5 protein-coding genes and 1 pseudogene are annotated in these 6553 nt (G+C 65.1%); 3 read left to right on the forward strand and 3 right to left on the reverse strand.

The window, feature by feature from the left end:
• Positions 1 to 8: 8 nt before the first annotated feature.
• Positions 9 to 871, reverse strand: a pseudogene (locus CKW40_RS39095) (SMP-30/gluconolactonase/LRE family protein).
• A 278-nt stretch (positions 872 to 1149) separates the two neighbouring features.
• Here CKW40_RS39095 and CKW40_RS39100 point away from each other — a divergent pair.
• Together CKW40_RS39100 and CKW40_RS39105 are read left to right on the forward strand one after the other, a co-directional pair.
• Positions 1150 to 1848, forward strand: coding sequence for a phosphatidylserine decarboxylase (locus tag CKW40_RS39100; protein ID WP_095204974.1), 699 nt, complete (start codon positions 1150 to 1152; stop codon positions 1846 to 1848).
• Positions 1849 to 1851: 3 nt separating this feature from the next.
• The gene (locus CKW40_RS39105; protein ID WP_095204975.1) at positions 1852 to 2670 is read left to right on the forward strand and encodes a CDP-alcohol phosphatidyltransferase family protein; all 819 of its coding nucleotides are present in this window, start codon (positions 1852 to 1854) and stop codon (positions 2668 to 2670) included.
• 4 nt (positions 2671 to 2674) lie between these two features.
• Here CKW40_RS39105 and CKW40_RS39110 read toward each other — a convergent pair whose 3' ends face one another.
• Both CKW40_RS39110 and CKW40_RS39115 read right to left on the reverse strand, forming a co-directional pair.
• Entirely contained in the window at positions 2675 to 4897 is a 2223-nt protein-coding gene (locus CKW40_RS39110; RefSeq protein ID WP_095204976.1) for an AMP-binding protein, read from the reverse strand.
• 139 nt (positions 4898 to 5036) lie between these two features.
• Positions 5037 to 5444, reverse strand: coding sequence for a tautomerase family protein (locus CKW40_RS39115; RefSeq protein ID WP_095204977.1), 408 nt, complete (start codon positions 5442 to 5444; stop codon positions 5037 to 5039).
• A gap of 112 nt (positions 5445 to 5556) precedes the next feature.
• Between CKW40_RS39115 and CKW40_RS39120 the strand changes: the two genes are divergently transcribed.
• The gene (locus CKW40_RS39120; RefSeq protein ID WP_095204978.1) at positions 5557 to 6420 is read left to right on the forward strand and encodes a LysR substrate-binding domain-containing protein; all 864 of its coding nucleotides are present in this window, start codon (positions 5557 to 5559) and stop codon (positions 6418 to 6420) included.
• Positions 6421 to 6553 lie beyond the last annotated feature (133 nt).

Consider the following 6553-nt stretch of genomic DNA (forward strand, 5'->3'; position numbering starts at 1 on the left):
TTCCGTTTCTAGGGCCAGCCGACGCCAGGTGCCGGCGCTTCGACGCTGAGCACCTGGCCGGTGCGGGCATCGCTGACCATGTGCTCGAAGCCGCGCCACTCGGCGGCGGTGATGAACAGCGTCCTCCCGTCCGCGCCGCCAGCATGCAGGCAAAGCAGCCGCGATCGACGGTGACGGTCTGCAGCACATCGCCGCCCTCGCGCACCCGCACGCAGTGCTTGTTGGGAACATCCGCGTAGCAGACCGCGCCTTCGGCATCGAGGCAGATGCCGTCGGGATAGCCGTCGAGATCCGCCCAGACGCGCCGGTTGGACAGGCTGCCGTCGGCGGCGATGTCGAAGGCGGTCAGCTGGTTGCCGTGGGATTCGGCAAGGATCAGCGTCTTGTTGTCCGCGGTCACCGCCATGCCGTTGGCAAAGGCGATGTTGTCAGCCACTTGCCGGACCGCACCGTCCGGCGTGATCAGCACGATGGTGCCCGGGCCGAAATACTCACCGGCAGCCGGCGCCGGCCCGCCGCCATTGACATAGATGTTGCCGCGCCCATCGACAACGATCTCGTTCCACGGGCTCTTCGACAGGCCGCGCAGATCGGCATGGGTGACGAGCCTGCCATCGGCGTCCTGCCGCAGCAGCAAGCCTTCGCGACCTGAGACAACGAGCAGACGGCCGTCCGGCAGCCAGTCGATGGAGTAGGGCAGGACAGCCGGCACGGTGAGCATGATCTCGCGGTTGCCGTCGGCATCGATCGCGATGATCTCGCCCGTACCCCAGTTGCAGACCCACAGCCGCCCGTCATGCCAGCGCGGCGATTCTCCGAAGGCGAGGCCAGCGGTGACGAGATGTGGTGGGGAGACCGATTCTGTAGGCATGGGGAACTCCTTGTGGATCTGTCCCACCAAGGACGGTCGAGGGGTCTTCTTTCCGACAGCCGCTTTGTTACTGGCATTGGCACCGCGTGACGGCGGCTTGTCCGTTGTCGTCGGTATCGACCCGCGGGTCTTGACCGTGCCGCCCAATATCGCACGGGCTGTTGCCCATTGTCGCGCTCGCCAGCCGCAGCCAATGCGGCTTCGCCGATTGTTGCGTTGCGGCGAGGGGGGCTTTCGGCTATTGAGGCCGGACTTGAAACGGAGCCAGCCCCAGCCCGATGAGCCTTGTCGATACGGTCAAGAACGCGTTCGTACCGATCCATCGCGAAGGCTATCCCTTCATCGCGGCCTTTGGCGCGGCGACGCTTTTCCTTGGCTATTTCTCCTCGATCCTGTTCTGGATCGGCCTGATCCTGACCGCCTGGTGCGTCTACTTCTTCCGCGATCCCGAACGCGTCACACCGGTCGATGATCGCCTGGTGGTGAGCCCTGCCGATGGCATCATTTCGGCGGTCGGTCCGGCCCTGCCGCCGCGCGAGCTTGGCCTCGGCAATGTCGAAATGACCCGCATCTCGGTGTTCATGAACGTCTTTTCCTGCCATGTGAACCGCTCGCCTGTGCGCGGCCGCATCGCCAAGATCGAGCATCGGCCCGGGAAATTCCTCAACGCCGAACTCGACAAGGCCAGCACCGAGAACGAGCGCAACGGCCTGGTCATCGAGAGCCCTAACGGCACGGTGGCTGCCGTCCAGATCGCCGGCCTGGTGGCGCGCCGCATCGTTTGCTGGGCCGAGGCCGGCGGCTCGATCGGCACCGGCGAGCGTTTCGGCCTGATCCGCTTCGGCTCGCGCGTCGACGTCTTCCTGCCTTTGACCGCGACGCCGCGTGTCGCCGTTGGCCAGACGGCGGTCGGCGGTGAAACCGTGCTGGCTGAATTCGGTGGTGTCGCCGGCACTCCTCTGGTCAGGATTTCCTGAGCCTTGGGCGCGCCGTTCAAGAAATTCGAGGCTCATGCCAGCGGCGGTCCGCGCATCCGCGAGATCCCGATGCGCATGGTGCTGCCCAATCTGGTCACCGTGCTTGCCATCTGCGCCGGCCTGTCCGGCATCCGCTTTGCCTTCGAGGATCGCTTCGAGACGGCGGTGGTGATGGTGCTGCTGGCTGCCTTTCTCGACGGCATCGACGGTCGGCTCGCACGCATGCTGAAGGCGACTTCGAAATTCGGCGCGCAGATGGATTCACTCGCCGACATCGTCAATTTCGGTGTTGCGCCGGCCTTGGTGCTTTATGCATTCCTGCTCGACCGCGCCGGCTCGCCGGGCTGGATCGCTGCCCTTCTGTTCGCCATCGCCTGCGGGCTGAGACTTGCGCGCTTCAACGTGCTCGACGACGAGAAAGCCGAGCGTCCGCTGTGGCAGTCGGAATATTTCGTCGGCGTGCCGGCGCCGGCCGGCGCGGTGCTGGTGATGCTGCCGCTCTATCTGTTTTTCCTGCGGCTCGGGCTGGAGCCAAGCCGCCTGGCCGCCTTCGTCGCCACCGGCTTCACCATCCTGGTCGCCTTCCTTCTGGTCAGCCGGCTGCCAGTCTATTCCGGCAAGAGCATCAAGATCCCCGGCGACAGGGTGCTGCCGGTCATTCTCGCCGTCGTGCTCTACATCCTCTTGCTGATGACTTACCCCTGGTACACGCTGACGGCGTCGGTCGCAGGCTATCTGATCTTCCTGCCGTTTTCCGTGCGCGCCTACTCCAAGCGCGCCAAGCTCGAGGGCGAGAAGGTGCCGCCTTCGGATATAGGGTAGAACCCTACGCCGCGACGCCCAGCCCCAACCTGTCGATCGCCAGTTTCCTGGTCGAGACGTAATCGGTCTTGCCGGAACCGAGCACCGGGATTTCCTCGACCTTGACGATGTCGTTGGGCACCATCAGTTCGGCGGCCCCGGCCTTCTTGCCGAACTGGCGCAGCTCTTCGGGATTGGCATCGTCGGCGGTGGTGACCAGCACGATACGCTCGCCGCGCCTTTTGTCCGGCACCGCCACCGCCGCATGGCGTTCTTCCGGCCACAGCGACTGCACCAGCATCTCGACCGCGCCCAGCGACACCATCTCGCCGGCGATCTTGGCGAAGCGCTTGGCGCGGCCGCGGATGGTGATGAAGCCCTCGCGGTCGACGGCGACGATGTCGCCGGTGTCGTGCCAGCCGGTCAGCGGCTGCAACTCACCGGGGCGGTCCGCGGTCATGTAGCCCATCATCAGGTTTGGCCCGTCGAGCCACAACTGACCGGCATCCGAGATGCCCTCGACTGGCTCAAGCTTCATACGCATCGCCGGCAAGAGCCGCCCAACCGTGCCGTCGCGGCCATGGATCGCGGTGTTGACGGCAACCACCGGAGCGGCCTCGGTCAGCCCGAAACCTTCGATGATCTCGGCCTGGAAGAGATCGCGATAGACGCGGCGGGTTTCCGGCTTCACCGCCTCGGCCCCGGCAACGACGAAGCGAAGGCTGCAGAAGTCGCCATCCTTGGCGGTGCGCGCATAGTTGGCGAGGAATGTGTCGGTGCCGAACATGATCGTCGGCTTCACCTTGCGCGCGATCTCGGGGATGATCTTGTAGTGGAGCGGCGAGGGGTAGAGGAACAGTTTTACCCCGGTGACCAGCGGCAGGATGGTGCCGCCCGTCAGGCCGAAGGAATGGAACACCGGCAGCACGTTGAGCAGGATGTCGGCCGGCGAAATGGTGATGCGCGCCTCGGCCTGCATGGCATTGGCGAGCAGGTTCTTTTGCGACAGGACAACCGCCTTGGGGGTGCCTTCCGAACCCGAGGTGAACAGGATCACACCCGGCTTGGCCGCATCCTGCCGCTGCAGTGGCAAACGCCACAGCAAGGCGGCGGCAAGTTTGTCCAGCGCGGTGACGCTTGCTCGCATATCCTCCAGCCACAGCAGCCTGGCACCGCCCTTTTCGACCGCCGCGACGATATCGCCGAGATCGGCCTTCTCGACGAAGGCGCGTGAGGAAACGACGGTGCGGATGACAGCCGTGCGCACGGCCGCCGTGACGCTTGCCGGCCCGGCGGTGTAATTGATCATTGCCGCCACCCGGCCCGCCGACAGAAGGCCGACCAACGACAGCACGACGCCATTGGCGTTGGGTAGCATTATCCCCACCGCTTCGCCCGGCGCCGATGCCGCTTCGAAGCGTCTGCCCAGCACGCGAGCGCCGATGAACATCTTGCGGTAGCTCAGCCCACCCGAGATGACGTCCTCGATGATCGGATGCGAGGCGCCGACTCTGGCTGCGGCATCGCGCATGGCCAGGAACAGGCCGCGATCGAGATCGGTGCCGAAAAGCCGCGCCTCGGCAACGCGGTCGAACAATGCATTGGTGTTCGACGCCTGGTCCGGATTGCGCGCCACCAGTTCGGCGATGGTCATCGGCTCCAGAACGCTGATCGACAGCTGCGCAAACCAGTGCCGCGGCGCCTTGTCGGCCGGCGTCAGTGAAACGGGCAGGCTGCGCGCGCCGGCGACAAAGATCGGCACGATGCGAGCGTCGGCCTGCATGGCGATGCGGGTGACGGCGCGAAACAGCCGGAACGTCTTGACGTCAGGCTCGACCGCGTCCGGCAGATAGACGGCGAGCCGCCCCTTGCCCTTCAGCACACGCACCAGCCGGCGGCTGACGAAAAGATGTTCGGCATTGAAGGCAATGGTGCGGCCAAGCTCACGCCAGGGTTCGAGCCAGGGCGAACGCGCCGAGACCTCGTCGAGAATGTGCAGCGTGTCGTCCGGCAGCAGCGACAGCATCAGCGCCGGTTCGAAGCGCGACTGGTGCGAGATGACGTAGATGACGGGAGCCTGCGCCTTGCGCGCGATCCCGATGCGGTTGTCGTCGATCCGGTAGGCAAGCTTGAACGGCACGTAGAGCAGCGCCTGGGTGAAACGCAGGCCAAGGCGGAATTTTTCCACCACGCCGATCAGCAGCCAGGCCACTACAAAACCCGCAAGCAGCGCCAGTGTCAGGATCATGCCGCGTCTCTCCCAACGATCTTTATCATGCGGCTCTTTTGCGGCCGCTTCGGGGCAGAGCCTAGCGGAAGTGGGCGCGAGGTCAATGTGGGAAGAGGCGGTGTTCCTTCTCCCTCTGAAGGGAGAAGGAACAAGGGCCTCACGCCGCCTTCAGCCGCCCGCTGATGAAGCGGAACTCCTGTGTCTTGCCGCCATAGCCATAGGCGGCTGCCGGCACTTCATGCACAAAGGCGTAGCTTTCCTCGTGCACGCCGCCGAGCAGGCGGCCGAAGGCATCGAAGAGAGCCTTGAGATAGGCTTCGAGTTCGAGCTTGGTGTTGGTGCCGTCAACCACCTTGATATCCAGCCAGAATGTGTTGCTGCCATGCTCGGCCAGCGACTTGCCACCGGCGAACCAGTGCTGCGGATCGATATAGGATACGGCGACTGCGGTGATCGTCGGATCCTTGCGCAATTGCGTGGCGGTGATCTCGGTGATTTCCCTGGCAATCCTGGCGGACAAAGCGGCGTCCGGCTTGCCGGTGACGCTGATATTGATGATGGGCATTTTTCTTCTCCTTGGTTTCTAGCGGCGTGGTTGCCGTCGGAGAGACCATGTCACTATCCATAGATCAAAAAAATCGAATTGTTTTCAACTAAAGATTCGGTATTATCGAATCGTGGAAACGCTCGATCCGGATCTGCTCAAAACCTTCCTCGCTTTCGTCGACAGTGGTTCGCTGGCGCAGGCGGCGTCGGGTGTCGGCCGTTCACCTTCGGCGGTGACCGCCCAGATGCAGCGGCTGGAGGAGATCGTCGGCGAGCCGCTTCTGGCGCCACAGGGCAGAGGGCGCGGCCTGACGCCGGCCGGGGAGGACCTTGTCGGCCATGCCAGGCGCATCCTTGCCGCGCATCGCGAGGCGTGGCTGGCGCTGAAGGGGGCACGGGCCGCCGGGCGCGTCGCCATCGGCACGACGCAGGATTTCGCCGACAGCGGTCTGCCAGACCTGCTGCGCGCCTTCGCTGCCAGCCATCCGCGCGTCAGGATCGAATTGCGCGTCGGCCGCTCCGCCGAACTGGTGCAGGCGATGCAGGCCGGCAGCCTGGATCTGGCGATCGTCATGCGTCAGACGGCGGCGCCGGACGAGGTCGGCGTCCTGCGCGAGCCGATGATCTGGCTGTGTTCACAGAAGGGACTGGCCTCGCGGCAGGAAGAGCTGCCGCTGGCGCTGCTCGATCCCTATTGCGGGTTTCGCGAGGCGGCACTCGCAGCGCTCGACGCCGCCGGCCGCCGCTATCGCATCGCTGCCGGCAGTGCCAGTCTGGCCGGCCTGCGCACTGCGGTGAATGCCGGCGTTGCGCTGACCTTGCGAACCCCGCGCTTTGCCCATTCCGGCATCGTCGAAGCGCCGCGCGAGCTTGGCTTGCCGGCGGTTCCGATGGCTGAGTTCGCGATCCGGCTGCGCGCCGGTGCCGATGCTTCCGCGAGCGATCTGGCGGCACTGCTCAGCGGCAACCTGGCCCTGTCTGGGCCGCCTGGCTGATATGGCATGGCGGGACGCCTTGTCGCCGGCCTGCCGGCAAAGAAAAAGCCGACCTTGCGGCCGGGCCTATTAGCAAAGAAAAAGCCGACCTTGCGGTCGGCTTGGGAGTAGGACGGGCCGAGGGGTTCGGGGG

The organism is Mesorhizobium carmichaelinearum, from assembly GCF_900199455.1.
GTDB lineage: Bacteria > Pseudomonadota > Alphaproteobacteria > Rhizobiales > Rhizobiaceae > Mesorhizobium > Mesorhizobium carmichaelinearum.